13 protein-coding genes are annotated in these 16,280 nt (G+C 71.4%); 10 read left to right on the forward strand and 3 right to left on the reverse strand.

Annotated elements, in window-relative coordinates; all coding sequences use genetic code 11:
• The first annotated feature begins 7 nt into the window (after nucleotides 1-7).
• From ABD120_RS14985 to ABD120_RS15030, 10 genes are all read left to right on the forward strand, one after another.
• Entirely contained in the window at nucleotides 8-1,075 is a 1,068-nt protein-coding gene (locus ABD120_RS14985) for a glycosyltransferase family 4 protein (RefSeq protein ID WP_343950467.1), read from the forward strand.
• A 32-nt stretch (nucleotides 1,076-1,107) separates the two neighbouring features.
• Entirely contained in the window at nucleotides 1,108-2,187 is a 1,080-nt protein-coding gene (gene manB, locus ABD120_RS14990) for a mannose-1-phosphate guanylyltransferase (protein WP_425563971.1), read from the forward strand.
• A gap of 241 nt (nucleotides 2,188-2,428) precedes the next feature.
• Entirely contained in the window at nucleotides 2,429-3,388 is a 960-nt protein-coding gene (locus tag ABD120_RS14995) for an SDR family oxidoreductase (RefSeq protein ID WP_343950469.1), read from the forward strand.
• Between the two features lie 184 nt (nucleotides 3,389-3,572).
• On the forward strand, nucleotides 3,573-4,628 hold the full coding sequence (locus ABD120_RS15000; protein ID WP_343950470.1) for a glycoside hydrolase family 113 protein: 1,056 nt from the start codon (nucleotides 3,573-3,575) through the stop codon (nucleotides 4,626-4,628).
• 177 nt (nucleotides 4,629-4,805) lie between these two features.
• Nucleotides 4,806-5,708: an aminoglycoside phosphotransferase family protein gene (locus tag ABD120_RS15005; RefSeq protein ID WP_343950471.1), complete on the forward strand. Its 903-nt coding sequence runs from the start codon at nucleotides 4,806-4,808 to the stop codon at nucleotides 5,706-5,708.
• A gap of 48 nt (nucleotides 5,709-5,756) precedes the next feature.
• Nucleotides 5,757-6,107 carry a hypothetical protein gene (locus tag ABD120_RS15010; RefSeq protein ID WP_343950472.1) on the forward strand — a complete coding sequence of 117 codons (351 nt, stop codon included), beginning with the start codon at nucleotides 5,757-5,759 and terminating at the stop codon, nucleotides 6,105-6,107.
• 169 nt (nucleotides 6,108-6,276) lie between these two features.
• Nucleotides 6,277-7,806, forward strand: a complete 1,530-nt coding sequence (locus tag ABD120_RS15015) for an alpha/beta fold hydrolase (RefSeq protein ID WP_343950473.1) — start codon at nucleotides 6,277-6,279, stop codon at nucleotides 7,804-7,806.
• A 14-nt stretch (nucleotides 7,807-7,820) separates the two neighbouring features.
• Nucleotides 7,821-8,717: a DNA-3-methyladenine glycosylase family protein gene (locus tag ABD120_RS15020; protein ID WP_343950474.1), complete on the forward strand. Its 897-nt coding sequence runs from the start codon at nucleotides 7,821-7,823 to the stop codon at nucleotides 8,715-8,717.
• Nucleotides 8,718-8,763: 46 nt separating this feature from the next.
• The gene (locus tag ABD120_RS15025) at nucleotides 8,764-11,307 is read left to right on the forward strand and encodes a bifunctional FO biosynthesis protein CofGH (RefSeq protein WP_343950475.1); all 2,544 of its coding nucleotides are present in this window, start codon (nucleotides 8,764-8,766) and stop codon (nucleotides 11,305-11,307) included.
• A gap of 101 nt (nucleotides 11,308-11,408) precedes the next feature.
• Nucleotides 11,409-13,103, forward strand: a complete 1,695-nt coding sequence (locus ABD120_RS15030; RefSeq protein WP_343950476.1) for a substrate-binding and VWA domain-containing protein — start codon at nucleotides 11,409-11,411, stop codon at nucleotides 13,101-13,103.
• Between the two features lie 110 nt (nucleotides 13,104-13,213).
• On the opposite strand, the gene ABD120_RS15035 is transcribed toward ABD120_RS15030, so the two are convergent.
• The 3 genes from ABD120_RS15035 to cofD all read right to left on the reverse strand — a co-directional run bounded on the left by ABD120_RS15035 (nucleotide 13,214) and on the right by cofD (nucleotide 16,060).
• On the reverse strand, nucleotides 13,214-13,927 hold the full coding sequence (locus tag ABD120_RS15035) for a lytic polysaccharide monooxygenase (RefSeq protein WP_343950477.1): 714 nt from the start codon (nucleotides 13,925-13,927) through the stop codon (nucleotides 13,214-13,216).
• A gap of 100 nt (nucleotides 13,928-14,027) precedes the next feature.
• Nucleotides 14,028-15,125, reverse strand: coding sequence for a coenzyme F420-0:L-glutamate ligase (locus ABD120_RS15040; protein WP_343950478.1), 1,098 nt, complete (start codon nucleotides 15,123-15,125; stop codon nucleotides 14,028-14,030).
• Nucleotides 15,122-16,060, reverse strand: a complete 939-nt coding sequence (gene cofD, locus ABD120_RS15045; protein WP_343950479.1) for a 2-phospho-L-lactate transferase — start codon at nucleotides 16,058-16,060, stop codon at nucleotides 15,122-15,124. Before cofD ends, ABD120_RS15040 begins: the two co-directional genes overlap by 4 nt.
• Between the last annotated feature and the right edge of the window lie 220 nt (nucleotides 16,061-16,280).

Here is a 16,280-nt window from a genome sequence, read left to right on the forward strand (position 1 = left end):
CGGCGCGTTGATCAGATACGTAGACGGCCTCATCGCCGCTCTCCACCAGGCCGGAGCCGACCTCGCGGTCGTCTGCCAGCGGGCCGACGCCGAACGCTATGGCAAGTTGGCGCCCACCGCCCGTATCATGCCCGGCCCCGTCGCGATCACCAACCGGGCCGCCAGGCTCGCCTGGGAGCAGACCGGCGTGCCCCTGCTCGCCAAGCAGGCCGGCGCCCAGGTGATCCACGCCCCCTACTACTCGATACCGCTCCGCTCCGGGATCCCGACGGTGGCGACCGTGCACGACGTCACCTGGTTCACCGAGCCCGACCAGCACGGCACCACCAAGGCCGCCTTCTTCAGAGCGGCCACCCGCACCGCCGTACGGCACGCGCGACGGGTGGTGGTGCCCTCCAAGGCGACGAGGGACGAGCTCATCCGGGTCCTGTCGGCCGACCCCACCCGCATCGACGTCGCCTACCACGGTGTCGACCAGCGGCTGTTCCACCCGCCCACCGAGGCGGAGACCAGGCGGGCGGGCGATCGGTGCGGGCTGCGCGGGCAACCGTACGTGGCCTTCCTCGGGGCGCTGGAACCCCGTAAGAACGTGCCCAACCTGGTGCGCGGCTTCGCCGCCGCCGTCAAGGCCCTCGACGAGCCGCCCGCGCTGGTCATCGGCGGCGGCGTGCACGAGGACGACGTCGACGCCGCCTGCCGCGAGGTCGAGGCCACCGTCAAGGTCGTCCGGCCCGGCTACCTGCGGGTGCCCGACCTGCCCGGTTTCCTCGGCGGCGCACTGGTGGTCGCCTTCCCCTCACGCGGCGAAGGGTTCGGGCTGCCCGTCCTTGAGGCCATGGCCTGCGGGGCACCCGTCCTCACCACCCATCGCACCTCGCTGCCCGAGGTGGGCGGCGACGCCGTCGCCTACACCGAACCCGACGCCGACAGCATCGCCGTCGCGCTCGCCGAACTGCTCGGATCGACCGCCGAACGGTCCCGGCTGCGTGCGGCGGGGCTCGCCAGAGCCCGCGAGTTCACCTGGGAAGCGTCGGCTGAGGCACATCTCAGCGCCTATCAACGCGCCATCGAATAGTCGGGTAACCTCGCGGAGTGATGGAGAGCTCTTTGCCAGACCTAGAGGCGATTCTCCTGGTCGGCGGCCAGGGCACGCGCCTGCGTCCGCTGACTCTCGGCACGCCTAAGCCGCTGCTCCCGACGGCCGGTGTGCCGTTCCTGGCCCACCAACTGGCGCGGGCGCGGTCCTTCGGCGTACGGCGCATCGTCTTCGCCACCTCCTACAAGGCGGCGATGTTCGAGCCCGTCTTCGGCGACGGCGCGGCGTTCGGGCTCTCCATCGAGTACATGACCGAGGAGACCCCCCTCGGCACCGGCGGCGCGATCCGCAACGCCGCCCAGGCGCTCGGCAGTCCGCCCGACGCTCCCGTGCTCGTCCTCAACGGCGACATCCTGTCCGGCCACGACATCGGCGACCAGGTGCGCACCCACGTCGCCGGGCAGGCGGCCGTCACCCTCCACCTGACCGAGGTCGACGACCCGACCCGCTTCGGCTGCGTCCCCACCGACGGCGACGGCCGGGTCACCGCCTTCCTGGAGAAGACCCCCGATCCCGTCACCAACCGGATCAACGCCGGGTGCTACGTCTTCACCCGGTCGGTGATCGACGCGATCCCCGAGGGCGAGGTGGTCTCCGTCGAGCGGCAGACCTTCCCCGGCCTCATCGAGTCAGGGGCGCTGGTGCTCGGCTACGCCGACCGCACCTACTGGCTCGACGTCGGCACCCCGGCCGCCTTCGTCAAGGGCTCGCGCGACCTGGTCCTCGGCCGGCTGGCCTCGCCCGCGCTGCCCGGACCGGCTGGTGAGCGACTCCTGCTGGCCGGGGCGGAGGTCGCGCCGGAGGCCGAGGTCGGCGGCGGTACGGTCGTCGGCGCCGGGGCGCGGGTCTTCGCGGGCGCGTCGGTGAGCGGCAGCATCCTCCTCGACGGATGCGTCGTCGAGGAGGGAGCCGTGGTGAGCGACTCCGTGGTCGGCGCCGGGGCGCGGGTGTGCGCCGGAGCGGTGCTGCGCGACGCGATGGTGGGGGACCGGGCCGTCGTAGGGTGCCACAACGAGCTTCAGGCGGGGGCGCGGATCTGGCCGGAGGTAGAACTGCCCGCGCGCGCGGTGCGCTTCTCCAGCGACGTCTGATCTCGCCGCGACCATAGCTCCCGCGTGCGGACTGTTCGGCGTGGAACGATCCCGGCCGCGGTCTCCGGCGGACGGTGGTTTTGGACGCGGCTTCGGCGGTTTTCGGACCGGGGTCTGAGTTGCGTCGTTTTGACCTGCTAGCGTGGACGGCCTCGGATCCGCACCCTTTTCCCGACGAGAGCACATGCTCCGGCAGCGGGAGAAGGCGCAAGATCTCCGTTCACACTTGGAGAGTCTTGCCATGCCTGAAATCAAGCGGATCGAAAGTACGCCGGAATCCGGACGACTGCGGCTGCTGACCGTGGTCAGCGCGCGGAAGGACGCCGGCAGCAGCCCGACGGGGATCGTCGGACGGAGCCTGGCACGTCAGCTGCTCGCCGCCGGTGATCGCGTGCGCGTGATCGCCGAGCCCGACCAGTTGGCCGACTGGCCTGACGCCGTCGAACTCGTTGAAGGGTCCATCACCCGGCCGGGAGAGTACGCCGCGGCCTTCGACGGCGTCGAAAGCGTCTTCCTCGCCGGTGCCCTGCCTTCGACGGTTCAGGACGCGCTGGCGCTCGCACTCGCCGCCGGTGTCCGGCGCATCGTGGTGCTGTCCTCGCACGGGCCGGAGTACGAGGAGGCGTATCCGCCGGAGACGTGGTTCTGGCTGGCCATCGAAAGGGCCGTCGAGCGTTCGGGGATGGAGTGGACGCACATCCGCCCGTCGGCTGTGATGGGGTCCGTCCTCGAAGGCACCTATCCCGCCACGGGATCGGACTGGCCGGACACCATCCGACGCGAGCAGGCCGTCCGGGAGGCATTCCTGGGCGAGGGCCACTATCCGTTCATCCACGAGGACGACCTCGCCGCCGTCGCCGTGCCGGCGCTGCGCGAGGACGAGTACGTCGGCGGCGTTCTTGAGGCGGTCGGCCTGCCGATCAGCAGCCTCTCTCGGGTGCGGAGCATCGCCGAGGCCATCGGCCGCGACATCGACGCCGTCGAGCTGACCCCTTCGGAGAGCCGTGCGATCTGGCAGCGTCGTGGCTGGCCGGACAGTGGCATCGACGTGACGCTGTACGCCCTTGAGGAGTACTTCGCGCAACTGGCCGAACTCACCCGCTGGACGCTTGAGCAACGGCCTTCCATGAAGGAGATCATCGGCCGCTCGCCGCGCACCTACGACGACTGGGCGATCGAGAACGCCGACCGCTTCCGCTGACTCCCGGCCTACGCCGTCAGTACCGCGAGCGCCATCGGACTCCGGGCCCATGCCGGCAGTACCGCGAGCACCGTTGGAGTCCCGGCCCACGCCGGAGTACCGCAAACACCGTTGAAGTCCCGGCCTGCGCCGGAGTACCGCGAGCACCGTCCCCGGCCACCGCTGCGCTCGGGGGCGGCGAGGCGTGGGCGGCGCGGATCCGCTCTACGTGGGCGAACGGGTCCCGCCGCTCATCACCGCCGCGCCCGCCGAACGCCGGGAGACGTTCTTCTCCTGGCTGAGTTCACACCAGAAGGGAAATGTCATGAAAAAGGGGATCAACTATGACACGGGGTTCCTCCCGGGGGACGCCTTCAGCCGCAAGGTGTTCGACGCCGAGACCGTGCGACGCGAGATGCGGGTCATCGCCGACGAGCTGCACTGCCAGGCCGTCCGTGTGTCCGGTGACGTCCCCGCCCGGCTGAGCGTCGCCGCTCAGGCGGCCGCAGAGGCAGGGCTGGAGGTCTGGTTCGCGCCCTTTCCCGTGGACCTGTCCGACCAAGACCTGCTGGCCCTTTACGCCGACTGCGCCGAGCGCGCGGAGGCGGTACGGCGCGACGGAGCCGAGGTGGTGCTCGTGACCGGCTGTGAGTACACCACCTTCGGTCACGGCTACATCTCCGGCGACACCTACACGGAGCGCATGTCGGCCATGATGGCCGACCTGTCCTGGTTGGAGACGGTGAGCACGACGGCGGACCGCTTCAACGCGTTCCTCGCCGAGGCGGTCGAGACCGCGCGGCCGTTGTTCGGCGGCCGGATCAGCTACGCCTCGGGCCCGTGGGAGTCCGTCGACTGGACCCCGTTCGACGTGGTGGGCGTGGACGCCTACCGCGCCGCGTACAACGCCGGCTCCTTCGTCGAGGAGATGCGCGGCCACTTCAAGCATGGCAAGCCCGTCGTGGTCACCGAGTTCGGCACCTGCACCTGGCGGGGCGCGGCCGAGCAGGGCGGCTCCGCGATGCTGGTGCCGGAGGGGGCGGTGCGGGACGAGGGCGAGCAGGTCCGCTACTTCGAGGAGTTGATGGACATCTTCGACAAGGTGGGCATGGACGGCGCCTTCTGGTTCAGCTTCGCCGGATTCGAGCTTCCAGGCGAGGCCGACATGGGCTCCTTCGGTGTCGTGAAGATGCTCGACGCGACCGGATGGGAGCGCAAGGAGGTCTTCCACGCCATGGCCGCCAGGTACGCGCGCGGCTGAGGCCGAGGTGTGACCGGGACCTGCGGAGGCCGGGCCGTCCGATGACCGGTCGGGCTGCTCGGTCCTCCTGCTCCGGGGGTGGTCCCGGCCGACGGAGATCCCGGAGTCGCCGGATTTCCTCGATCTGTTCGAGAACCGACGGCGACTCCGGCTTTCGCCTCGGTACAGTGGCTGCGCATGACCGACACCGAGTTCGATATCACCGCAGACCTGGTCCGAGAGCTGCTGCAGGAGCAGCATCCAGACCTTGCGGGGTTGACCATCCGCGAGGTGGCGGGCGGCTGGGGCAACCAGATGTGGCGCCTCGGGGACGAGCTGGCCGTACGTATGCAGCGCATGGACCCGACCCCGGAGCTTCAGCTGAAGGAGCGGCGGTGGCTACCCGTGCTGGCCCCGCGCCTGCCGCTCCCGGTGCCGACCCCGGTGCGGTTCGGCGAGCCGTCCGAGCGCTTCCCCAAGCACTGGACCGTGATGACGTGGGTTCCCGGCGAGCCGCTGGACCACGGCGCGATCAGCCGTGGCGACCACGCGGCCGACACGCTGGCGGGCTTTCTCCGGGCGCTCCACGTGGAGGCGCCCGCCGAGGCCCCGGCCAGTTCGCACTTCGGCGCTCACCCCAAGAGGTGCACGGACGGTTTCGAGCAGTTCTTGCAGGCCGTTGACCACGACGCCGTCGGCGATGCCGATGCCGTCCGGGCCGTCTGGGCCGATGCCGTCGCGGCCCCCGAGTGGGCGGGCCCACCGGTGTGGGTGCACGGCGACCTCCATCCCGCGAACGTCGTCGTCTCGGACGGGACGCTCTCGGGCATCGTCGACTTCGGCGACCTGTTCGCGGGTGATCCGGCGTGGGACCTCGCCGCCGCCTGGGTGCTGCTCCCGGCGGGCGCGGCCGGACGGTTCTTCGACGCGTACGCGCAGGCGGACGAGGCGGCGATCCGGCGTGCCCGAGGGCTGGCCGCGATGAAGAGCCTCTTCCTGATGCTCATGGGGCAGAACGGAGACCGGGGCCTTCCCGGCGGGAAGCCGAACTGGGGACCTGCGGGCCGGGCGGCCCTCGATCGTGTCCTGAAGGGCGTCTGACACCCGCTCGTGCGGTGGTTCTCACTCCTGTGGGGGAGGACGATCGAGGTGATCGGCTTCGATCACCGGGGCACCGACCGCAGCAACCCGATAATGTGCAGCCTTGACCTGATCGCCGAGATGCGCAACCCGCTCATCGCCGACGAGGCCGCCTTCGCCCATTGGCAGGCGTTCAACGAGCGGTTGCGCGAGGACTGCCGGAAGCACACCGGCCCGCTGCTACCTGATCGACCGGGAGGTCCCGCCCAAGGACGCGCGCTGCCCGGCCGAGCCGATCCCCGACACCGTCACCCGAGGCACCGCCGAACCCCTGCTCGGCTGAGCCGGAGTCCGGCCCCTGACGTGGTCGCCCGGGACGCCAGGGGGCGGCCGAGTCTGGCTACCTGGCGCCTGGAGTGACGTCGACCCTGGTCGGCCGCGTGTTTCGGCTCTCGGGCCTGGTCTGGTGCCGTGTGCTCGCGGGGGGCGGGCATACGGCGCCAGGCCGATTCGCTTCATCCCTGGGGTGGATGCCGAATTCCCTCTATGGCCTGATTTAATTTGACATCTCCCAGTAAATGATCGATGTATGCGAAGACTCGTCACGCTCTTCATGGGCTTAGCCGTGTCCCTACCGCTGCTGTCCCTGCCGTCACAGGCCGCGACCCCCGAGCAGATCGCCTGGTCGCCGTGTCCCGAGGACGCGAGTGCCGAGTGCGGCAAGCTGGCCGTACCGATCGACTGGTCGAAGCCCTCCGGCCCGACGATCGAACTGGCCGTCGCCCGGCGTAAGGCGGCAGACCCCGCCAAGCGGCGAGGGGCGCTGTTCCTCGGCGCCGGCGGGCCGGGCGGTTCCGGCATCGACATGGTCATCCACGGCAGAGGGTACCTGTCACCCGACCTGTCCAGCAGCTTCGACCTGATCGGCTTCGATCACCGAGGCACCAACCGCAGCAACCCGATCCTCTGCTCGACCGACCTCCTGGCCCAGCAGCCCAGCCCGCTGCTCACCGGTCAGGCCGACTTCGACCAGGCCCGCGCCTACAGCGACCGGCTGCGCGCCGACTGCCGGGCGCGTACCGGCCCGCTGTTCGACCGGGTGGACTCGCGCAGTGCCGCCCACGACCTCGACGCCTTCCGGGCCGCGCTCGGCGAGCAGAAGATCACCTACTACGGCATCTCGTACGGCACGCTGCTCGGCCAGATGTACGCGGAGTCCTACCCCCAGCGGGTACGCGCCATGACGCTCGACAGCACTATGGACCACAGCGTGGACACCCGCCGGTTCATGGACACCGAGACGTGGGGCATCCAGGACGGCTTCGAGGAGGTGGCGGCCTGGTGCGAGAGGTCGGCCTCCTGCGCGCAGCACGGCAGGGACTTCCGTGACTTCTGGGGCGGGCTGATGGCCCGCGCCGATCGCGGCGAAATCCCCGTCCCCGGCGTACCCGGAGCGAAGATAAGCGTGTTCGACCTGGTGCAGGGGATGAGGAGCGCTCAGTACGACCCGGCCGACTGGGCGGCCTTCTCCAGGGCGCTGGCCGAACTCGACGCCGGAACCGCCACGGCCGCCACTCTGACCGGACTGCTCGGAGAGCAGCGGGCCAGGACGTTCGCGCAGGCGCGGAATCCGGAGGTCCGGCATGACCCCACCGAGATCTTCTGCCAGGACTTCGCGGTGCCGGTGCGTGACTACCGCGAGTTCGCCCGCCACATGCGCAGGCAGGCGAAGATCGCGCCCGACATGCGCTACAGCGACCTGGCCGTCATGTTCCCGGTGATGTGCATGCGCTCGGACCCGGTCCCGAACCCGCAGCGCCCGCTGCGGACGAAGACCGAGATTCCGGTGCTGGTGACCAACTCGCTGCACGACCCGGCCACGGTCTACCCGTGGGCGACGAGCACCGCCAGGCAGCTCGGCGCCTCGGGCAGGCTGCTGACCTACGAGGGCTGGGGCCACGGCGTCTACGGCACGGGAACCTGCGGCACCGGTGCCATCGACAGGTACCTGATCGACCAGGTCGTCCCGGCGAAGGGCGCCCGCTGCCCGGCCGAGCCGATCCGCGACAGGCCCGCCCTGACCCAGGACAGGCGGCTCACCGGTCCCGGCCCCTATTAGGCCACACTGGACAGGTGAAGGAACGTGCGTGGGTGCCGGAGGGCCCGCTCGACGTGGGGCTGGTCCTGCGGCCGTATCGTCACGGCGCCGGCGACCCGACGTGGCGGCGGAGCCACGACGGCGCCGTCTGGCGCACCTCGCGCACTCCTGACGGTCCTGGAACCCTGTGCGTCCGCGTCCATGACACGACCGTGCTCGCGCGGTCGTGGGGGCCGGGCGCACAGTGGCTGCTCGACACCCTGCCCGCCCTGCTCGGCGCGGCGGACGACCGGTCGGGCTTCACGGTTCACCACCCGCTCGTCGAGGCGGCCGCCCGGGAGTTCCCAGGATTGTGCATCGGCCGCACCGGCCGGGTGATGGAATCCCTGGTGCCCGCCGTACTCGAACAGAAGGTCGTGGGGCAGGAGGCGTTCCGGGCCTGGCGCCTGCTGCTGCGCCAGTACGGTGAGCCCGCGCCGGGCCCGGCGCCTGAGGGCATGCGCGTCGTCCCCGAACCCGAGGTGTGGCGGCGCATCCCCGCCTGGGACTGGCACCGGGCGGGCGCCGAGGCCGTGCGGGCGCGGACCATCGCCACCGCCGCCTGGCACGCCGCCAAGCTGGAGGCGGCGCCGACCAGCGCCGAGGCCGACCGCCTGCTGCGGGCGCTGCCCGGCATCGGGGTCTGGACCTCGGCGGAGGTACGCCAGCGGGCCTTCGGCGACCCGGACGCGCTCAGCGTGGGCGACTTCCACCTGGCCAAACTCGTGGGCTACGCGCTGACGGGGCAGGCGACGGACGACGCCGGGATGCTGCGGCTGCTGGAGCCGTACCGGGGACATCGCCACCGCGCGGCCCTGCTGATCACGCTCACCGGGCTGCGGCCGCCCGCCAGGGGCCCGCGCCTGGCCGCGCGGGACTACCGGGCCTTCTGACGGACCTGGGTGAGAATCGCCGGTCCGGGCGCCGTAATGTGCGGCTATGACTGTGGTCAGCGACAACGCGCTCCGCCGCGCCCTTGCCCGTGCCCGAGACGGAAAGCTCCTCGACGTCGACGAGGCGACCGTGCTGCTGCACGCCCGCGACACCCACCTGGACACCCTGCTCGACCACGCCACCAGAGTGCGCGACGCCGGCCTCGCCGACTCGGGGCGCGGCCGGGCTATCACCTACAGCAAGAACGTGTTCATCCCGTTGACCCGGCTGTGCCGCGACCGCTGCGGGTACTGCACGTTCGCCACGGCCCCGCACAAACTGCCCGCCGCGTTCATGAGCCCGGACGAGGTCCTGGAGATCGCCAGGCAGGGCGCCGCCCAGGGCTGCAAGGAGGCGCTGTTCACCCTGGGCGACCGGCCGGAGGACCGCTGGACGCAGGCTCGCGACTGGCTGGACGCGCACGGCTACGACGACACCGTCTCGTACGTCAGGGCGATGGCGATCCGCGTCCTGGAGGAGACCGGGATGCTGCCGCACCTGAACCCGGGGGCGATGACCTGGCGGGACTTCCAGCGGCTCAAGCCGGTGGCCGGGTCGATGGGCATGATGCTGGAGACCACCTCGGAGCGCCTGTTCACGGAGAAGGGCGCCGCCCACTACGGCTCGCCGGACAAGGATCCGGCCGTGCGGCTGCGGGTGCTGGAGGACGCGGGCCGCTCGAACGTGCCGTTCACGACCGGCCTGCTCATCGGCATCGGCGAGACCATCCGCGACCGGGCCGAGTCGATCTTCGCGATCCGGAAGGTCGCCCGCGAGTACGGCGGCATCCAGGAGGTCATCATCCAGAACTTCCGCGCCAAGCCGGACACGGCGATGCGCGGCATGCCGGACGCCGACCTCCAGGAACTGGCCGCGGTGATCGCGGTCAGCAGGCTGGTGCTCGGGCCGAAGGCCCACATCCAGGCGCCGCCGAACCTCATCGGCGGCGAGTACGAGCTGATGATCAGGGCCGGGATCGACGACTGGGGCGGCGTCTCCCCGGTGACGCCCGACCACGTCAGCCCGGAGAAGCCGTGGCCGCACCTGGACGAGCTCACCGCCCGCACCCGGGCCGCAGGGTTCGAACTGCACGAGCGGCTCACGCTCTACCCCGAGTACGTCCTCGCGGGCGAGCCGTGGCTGGACCCGAGGGTGACCGCCCACATCGGGGCGCTGGCGGACCCGCAGACGGGGCTGGCGCGGGCCGGTGCCGTACTCGCCGGGCGGCCCTGGCAGGAGCCCGACGGCGGGTTCACCTCCTCCGGCCGGACGAACCTGCACACCGAGGTCGACACCGTCGGCAGAACCGGCGACCGCCGCGCGGACTTCGCCGATGTCTACGGCGACTGGGACGCGCTGCGCGAGCGGCTGCCCGCTTCGGTGCCGTCCGTCCCCGGCGACCTGCGGCAGGCGCTGCGCCGGGCCGAGGCGGACCCGGCGGGGCTGACGGACGCCGAGGCGGTCACGCTGCTCGGTGCGAGCGGGCAGGCGCTGGACGAACTGGCCCGCATCGCCGACGACCTGCGCAGGCAGGCGGTCGGCGACGACGTCACGTTCGTGGTCAACAGGAACATCAACTTCACCAACGTCTGCTACACGGGGTGCCGATTCTGCGCGTTCGCGCAGCGCCGTACGGACGCCGACGCCTACACGCTCAGCCTCGACCAGGTCGCCGACCGCGCCGAGGAGGGCTGGGCGGCCGGGGCGACCGAGGTGTGCATGCAGGGCGGCATCCACCCCGACCTGCCGGGCACCGCGTACTTCGACATCGCGCGGGCGGTCAAGGCGCGCACGCCGGGCATGCACGTGCACGCCTTCTCCCCGATGGAGGTCGTGAACGGCGCCAGCCGCACGAACCTGTCCATCGAGGACTGGCTGCACGCCGCCAAGGAGGCCGGGGTCGATTCGCTGCCGGGCACGGCGGCGGAGATCCTGGACGACGACGTGCGCTGGGTGCTGACCAAGGGCAAGCTCCCGGCGCGCGAGTGGATCGAGGTCATCACGACGGCCCACCGCGTCGGCATCCCGACGACCTCCACGATGATGTACGGCCACGTCGACAACCACGCGCACTGGGTCAAGCACATCAAGCTGATCAGGAGCATCCAGGAGGAGACCGGCGGGTTCTCCGAGTTCGTGCTGCTGCCGTTCGTGCACCACAGCTCCCCGATCTACCTGGCCGGGCTGGCCCGGCCGGGGCCCACGGCGGACGAGAACCGCGCGGTGCACGCCCTGGCCAGGATCCTGCTGCACGGCGCGATCTCCAACATCCAGTGTTCGTGGGTCAAGCTGCAGGACGAGTTGTGCCGCAAGGTGCTGGAGGGCGGGGTCAACGACCTCGGCGGCACGCTGATGGAGGAGACGATCAGCCGGATGGCCGGGTCGGAGAACGGCTCGTACAAGACCATCACCGAGATCGGGGAGATGGTCGCGCCGACCGGCCGCCCGCTGCGGCAGCGTACGACGGAGTACGGCCGCCCGGGCGAGGAGCGATTGGCGGCCTCCGCCAAGAGTGACGGCGTCTGCCGCAGCGTGCTCAGGATCGTCTAGTTATAACAAGTTCTACCCAGCCTCGCGGCACCCCTGTGCGGCGCGGGGAGAATCGGCGAGCCTAGGAGGGAGCCGGCCACCCGAAGCAGAGAGGCGGACCCGTGCGCCTGGGGCGACACCGCGCGGCACTCAGCACCGAGCAGCGGCGCAGGCAGGCTCTCGGCCGAGGCGCGCTGGCCGTCCTCGGCGTGCTCGCCCTGCTCGGCGGCGGCCTGTTCGCCGTGCTGGGCGGCGCCGGTGCGCTGTGCGCCGCACGAGAGCCTGTTCTGGTCAGCGTGGCGGCGGCGGTCGACGTGGCGCCCGTGGCGATGCGGGCCGCCGAACGGTTCAACCGGACCCGTACGGCGGCAGCCGGCCGGTGCGTGCTCGTCCAGGTGGGGGAGCAGCCGCCCGCGACCGTGCTCCGTACGCTCATCGGGGAGCGCGCGGGCGTGCTGCGGCAGCGGCCGGACGGCTGGATCGCCGACTCCTCCGCCTGGATCAGGCTGGCCCGCAAGCAGGGCGCGGGCGCGCTGCCCGCCGGGCAGAGCGTGGTGGCGACCTCGCCGCTGGTGTTCGCGACGCGGCGGTCGCTGGCCGAGCGGTTCGCCGTGGGAGCCACCGAGATGAACTGGCGGATGGTCTTCCCCGCGACGGTGCGCGGGCGGTTGCGGCCGACCGACGGCGAACCGGACGTGGTGCGCGTCCCCGACCCGTCGCTGGCGGGGGCGGGCATCGCGACCGTGGCGGCGGCCAGGGACGTGGTGGGCGGCGGCGCGGAGGGGGACAAGGCGCTCACGGCGTTCGTGCGCTGGGCACAGGCGGGTTCGGCGCCCGACTACCGGAGCATGCTGGCCGCCGTGGACGACCGGACGTTCTGGCGGCGGCCGGTGGTGATCGTGCCGGAGCAGTCGGTGCGCGAGCACAACAGGCGGCCGTCGGCCGACCCGGTCGTGGCGCTGCATCCGCGCGAGGGCACGGTCAGCCTCGACTATCCGTACGTGGTGACGGCCACGGACCCGGCGGTGGCGGAGGCGTCGCGGGCCTTCGCGGACTGGCTGCGCGGCGCGGAGGCGCAGCGGCTGGTGCGCGAGGCCGGGTTCCGTCCGGGAGAAGAAGCACAGGCGGATGCCCCGAGGATCCGTCCGACGATCTCGCCGGAGGAGATCGACGCGGCGCTCCAGGCGTGGAGCAGGCTGGCGCCGCCGACGAACATCCTGGTGCTGGCCGACACCTCCAGGCACATGGCGGGGCGGCTCGGCACCGCGCTGGAGGCGGCCAGGATCGGGCTGCGGCTGTTCCCCGACACGACGCACATGGGCATGGGGGAGTTCGCCGAGGGGATCGGCGGTGCGGCGGGCTTCCGTACGCGGGTCGGGCTGGGGCCGATCGCCGAGCCGGAGTCGGGCAGCCTGGTCAGGCGCGCGGTGCTCGACGGGCTCACCGGGACGGTCCGGGCGCACCCGGGGCGCGGCAGCACCCTCCACGACGCGATCCTCTCGGGTTTCCGCAGGGTGAGCGCGGGCTTCCGGGAGGAGATGAACAACACGCTGCTGGTCTTCACGGCCGGGCGGGACGACGGCGGGGGGCTGACGCACGAGCGGCTGCTCGGCCTGCTGCACGAGGAGTGGGATCCCGGCAGGCCGGTGCAGATCGTGATCCTCGCCTTCGGCGACGGGGTGGATCGCGAGGGACTGTCCAGGATCGCGGCCGCCACCAACGGTTCGCTGCACGTGGCGAAGGAGCCGGGCGAGATCATCGACGTCTTCCTCGGCGCCCTGGCCCGCCGGCTGTGCCATCCGACCTGCGGAGGTTGAAAGCGCCTCCTGGACCCAGCCCGTGATGTGGGTCCAGGAGGCGCTGCTCGGGGGGTGTGGCCGCCACCCCGAGTCCCGGACGGGGGGCGGCCACAGCTTCGTTCAGCCGGTCACGCGCGCTGCCACAGCGAGGGCGCGTTCGGCGGCTCCCATCCGGGCAGGGAGGTGTGGGGCTGCGTGCAGCGGTAGCTCGCGCCGCCGTAGGTGACGGTGCTGCCGACGGCGTAGGCGGTGTTGGCCGCCCAGGTGCCGCCGGGGCCCGGGTCGGTCGGCGTCGGGGTGGGCGTCGGGTTGGGGTTGGGGTTGTTCCCGCCGCCGCCGATCTGGACGTCGACGCAGGAGTAGAAGGCCATCGGGGTGTCGGCGATGTTCCAGACGGACAGGACCTTCTGCCGTCCGCTGAAGCCGGACAGGTTCACCGTGTGGGACAGGGACGACGGTGGCTGCTGGTTGTTGCCGGAGAAGACGGCGACCCGCGTGCCGCCGACGTAGTACTCCCAGTTGAGGGTGGCGTGCCGGGCCGTGATGGTCCAGTTGAAGGTGACCGAGTTGCCGACGGAGGCCACCGGCCAGGCTTTGCTCTCGTCGCTGAGAGGCGCCCAGCGGGAGTCGCCGCCGTGGCAGTTGCTCTGGCCCTTGGGTCCTTCGACGCTCTGCGGCTCCCAGATGATGGGGCCGCAGTTCGACACCTTGCCCTGGGCGCAGTTGGCCTGGCGCGACGGCGGGCTGTTGATGTAGCCGTGCGCCATGGCAGGGGAGGCCACGAAGATCGTGGTGCCGATGGCCACGATCAACGCGCTGAGTAAGACGAGCACTCTTCTCATGAAGCGCTCCTTTACCTCATTGGGGGGATACATCAAATATAAAGGAAAGTTTCCTAACGGTAAATGGCCGCTTTACGCCCGTGATCCGGCGCGAGTCAGGTCAGCGCACCACGAGATAGGGTTCGGGATCCTGGGGCCCCTGGTCATCGGGCCGATGCGCGGGGTGGCCGAGCACGACGCAGCCGAGCGGACGCCAGTCCGGAGGCAGGTCCAGTACCGAGGTTTCGGACAGCGGAACCCAGGCCGCGCCCAGCCCTTCGACGGCGAGCTGGATCAGCAGGTTGCCGACCGCCGCTCCTGCCATCGGGGCGGCCAGCTCACCCGTGCCGACCAGGCACGGCACCACCGCGTACGGCGCCCCGGCGGCGATCTTCTCGCGCAGCTCGGGCGACTCCACCAGCACGAACCGGGTCCGCCTCGGCCCCGGGGCCGCCAGCGCCGCGCTGACCGCCTGCCGGACCAGCGCCGGATCGACCGGCTCGCCGGTGAACTCCTCGACCGTGCGGCGGGCGAAGACCACGTCGCGCGAGCCGTACCGGAACAGGTCCTCGTCGGCCGGACGCAGCAGCGGGCGCACCCCCGGGCCGTCCTCGTCGAGCACCAGGTGCCCGAGGCCGCGCACGATCGCCACGGGCACCCCGGCGAGCTTGCCCTTGACCAGTTCGGCGGCTGCGGCGATCTCGTCGACCAGCGCGGTGACGGTGGCGTTGAGCGGGTTGCCGTAGTCGTCCTCGCCACCCCTGAAGTCGTCCAGCGGGCGCACGCCCGCGACGCCGATCGCCACGTCGGTGAGCCCGTTGCGCCAGGGGCGCCCGAAGGTGTCGGAGACGATCACACCCATGCGCGGGCCCAGGTCCCGCCGGATCCTGCGGGCCGTGGCGTCGCTGTCCTCCGGCAGCAGAAGTACGGTCCCCGGCGCCACGTTGGAGTTGTCGACACCCGCCGCCGCCATGACGAACCCGTGACGGGTCTGGGCGATGACCGTGTCTCCCCGCCGCGCGACGATCCGCTCGGTCTCCTCCTCGATCGCCGCCGTGCGGTCGGGGGCCTGGCGCAGCCGGCCCTCCGCCTTGCTGACGATCTTCGAGGTGATCACCACGATGTCGCCGTCGCGCAGGTCGGCGTCCTTGAGAAGGGCGGCCAGATCGTCGCCCGGCCGTACCTCCGGCAGACCCTCGACGGGCAGCACAGTGATCATCTGGAGAGTTCCAGGGCCAGGTCGAGGGCGGCGCGGGCGATCGCGGCCGTCGCGTCGGCGTCGTGCATGAGCAGCGGGCGGGCTCGCACCGCGACCCCGTCGAGCGCCACGCCCTCGTCCTCCGGCGCGACCAGCCAGCCGTCGACCAGGTCGGCGCCGTACAGGCCGAGCACCGCCTGGGCGCTGGTCTCGACGCCGATGGCGGTCAGGCACGCGTCGGCCATGCCCCGCACGGGGGCGCCGCCGATGATGGGGGAGACGCCCACCACGGTCTTGGGCAGCAGCGCCTCACGGATGCCCGGCACCTGGAGGATCGTGCCGATGCTCACCACCGGGTTCGACGGAGGCAGGATCACCGCGTCGGCCTCGGCGATGGCCTCCAGTACGCCGGGGGCCGGCTGGGCGCTGTCGGCGCCGATCAGCGCGATCGACTCGGCGGGGACCGAGGCCCGCAGCCGTACCCACCATTCCTGGAAGTGGATGGCGCGACGGCCCCGCTCGTCCTCGACGACCACGTGGGTCTCGCAGCGGTCGTCGCTCATCGGTAGCAACCGCACGCCCGGCTGCCAGCGGGCGCACAGCGCCTCGGTGATCTGCGAGAGCGGGTATCCGGCCGCGAGCATCTGCGAGCGCACGATGTGGGTGGCGAAGTCGCGGTCGCCGAGGCCGAACCACTGCGGCTCCATGCCGTAGGCGGCCAGTTCCTCCTTGACCGCGTGGGTCTCCTTGTCGCGGCCCCAGCCCTGCGCTTCGTCGATGCCGCCGCCGAGCGTGTACATCACGGTGTCGAGGTCGGGGCAGACTCGCAGGCCGAACAGGGTGATGTCGTCACCGGTGTTGCCGATGACGGTGATCTGGGCGTCGGGGGCGGTGGCGCGCAGTCCGCGCAGGAATCGGGCGCCGCCGATGCCACCGGCGAGGGACACGATGTGCATGGCGGACAGTCTTCCATCTGCGGGAGGGCGCGGATCTCCCCCCTCCCCATAACCGGAAAAATCATCCTTTTTCGGGACATGAGGTGTATGAGGTTCCTGGGAGTCCCGCCACCTTAGTCGGTCATGTGGCAAACTCCACTGCGGACCAAAGGGTCTGTTGGGGGTAGTCGTGAGGAATCTTGATGTTGTCCGGCTGAGAGAGCCGGCTGCGTGGGTCATG

The organism is Nonomuraea longicatena (assembly GCF_039525605.1).
Taxonomy (GTDB): domain Bacteria; phylum Actinomycetota; class Actinomycetes; order Streptosporangiales; family Streptosporangiaceae; genus Nonomuraea; species Nonomuraea longicatena.